The organism is Mesorhizobium sp. M1E.F.Ca.ET.063.01.1.1 (genome assembly GCF_003998155.1).
Lineage (GTDB): Bacteria > Pseudomonadota > Alphaproteobacteria > Rhizobiales > Rhizobiaceae > Mesorhizobium.
Genome location: NZ_RZSC01001126.1, coordinates 1 through 1365, shown reverse-complemented (window position 1 = coordinate 1365; position 1365 = coordinate 1). Strand labels below are relative to the sequence as shown.

The window sequence follows — 1365 nt, the reverse complement described above, 5'->3', positions numbered from 1 at the left end:
AAGCAGCACCCAGCGAATTGCCGTCGAGATATATCACCCCTGTCGGCAATGCGAAGCGGCGGCGCATCGAGCGTAGCGGATCGGCCGCATCCATCGCCTCGATTTCGGCGAGATCGGGAAGTGCGATCATGATCCTGTAGCCCCCATCGGTCATTCACGAATAGTGCGTCGACGGCCCGACATCAACCGTGCCTCACATGACTGGAATCGCTCGTGGCAGCGCCAACGCGGCATGCGATTTCCGCCGTGCGCGGTGTGAGGTCGTTGACGGTTTGGCTCCGTTTCGTTCACGGCCCGCGAGCTTTCCCGGCGTCGACGTCCTTCCGCATGCCATCATTCGCGCCGGTTATTCAACGCACGGAGGAGCAACGCGCAAGCACGTGGGCATCGGAAAAAACTGTAAGGAATTCAATGCCAGATCGCCGGTCCCGGTGCCCAAAAGCCGCATTTCGGCGTCTTTGCGGGCCGCGCTCTGGTTATCGCCGCGCTAACGCATTCATTAAACTTTAAACGGTTGCGGAACACAACTGGAACAGATAGTGTTTGTTCTGGGTTTGTTTTTCTGATTCTGGTTTCAAAACCCATGGGGGCCGCCATGCTGACGCGCAAACAACATGAACTCCTGATGTTCATCCACGAACGGCTCAAGGAAAGCGGCATTCCACCGTCTTTCGACGAGATGAAGGAAGCCCTCGACCTGGCCTCGAAGTCGGGCATTCATCGTCTGATCACGGCGCTGGAGGAGCGTGGCTTCATTCGCCGGCTGCCCAACCGGGCGCGCGCCCTGGAAGTGCTGCGCCTGCCCGATTCGATCGCGCCTGGCCTCAATGCGGCGAGGAAGTTTTCGCCGAGCGTCATTCAGGGGAGCCTGGGGCAAGGCGGTCTCGGCCGGCAGATCAAGCCCGCGGCGTCCTCGCGTACGCCCAGCAATGACGACGATGCCGCGTCGGCTGTGTCGATCCCGGTGATGGGCCGGATCGCGGCCGGCGTGCCGATCGACGCCATCCAGCATCAGACGCATACGATCACGGTCCCGCCGGACATGATCGCGGGCGGTGAGCATTATGCGCTGGAGGTCAAGGGCGACTCGATGATCGAGGCCGGCATCTTCGATGGCGACACGGTCATCATCCGCAATGCCAACACCGCGAGCCCGGGCGAGATCGTGGTGGCGCTGGTCGACGACGAGGAGGCGACGCTGAAGCGCTTCCGCCGCAAGGGCGCTTCGATTGCCCTCGAAGCCGCCAATCCGGCCTATGAGACTCGCATCTTCGGTCCGGATCGCGTCAAGGTTCAGGGCAAGCTCGTAGGGCTCATTCGCCGCTATTGAGTGGCTGTAGCGGCTTCGCATCGGTCTTTTCAGGC

At 61.5% G+C, this 1365-nt stretch carries 1 protein-coding gene and 1 pseudogene; one reads left to right on the top strand and one right to left on the bottom strand.

The features are described from left to right. Nucleotides 1-130: pseudogene (locus EOA29_RS43510) on the bottom strand (kynureninase); the annotation flags it as partial. Between the two features lie 465 nt (nucleotides 131-595). Here EOA29_RS43510 and lexA point away from each other — a divergent pair. After that, nucleotides 596-1330, top strand: a complete 735-nt coding sequence (gene lexA / locus EOA29_RS36605) for a transcriptional repressor LexA (RefSeq protein WP_126093896.1) — start codon at nucleotides 596-598, stop codon at nucleotides 1328-1330. The last annotated feature ends 35 nt before the right edge of the window (nucleotides 1331-1365 follow it).

What these genes read in the sequence shown, in the direction of transcription:
- lexA (WP_126093896.1), top strand. Translation starts at nt 596, where the DNA reads ATGCTGACGCGCAAACAACATGAACTCCTGATGTTCATCCACGAACGG.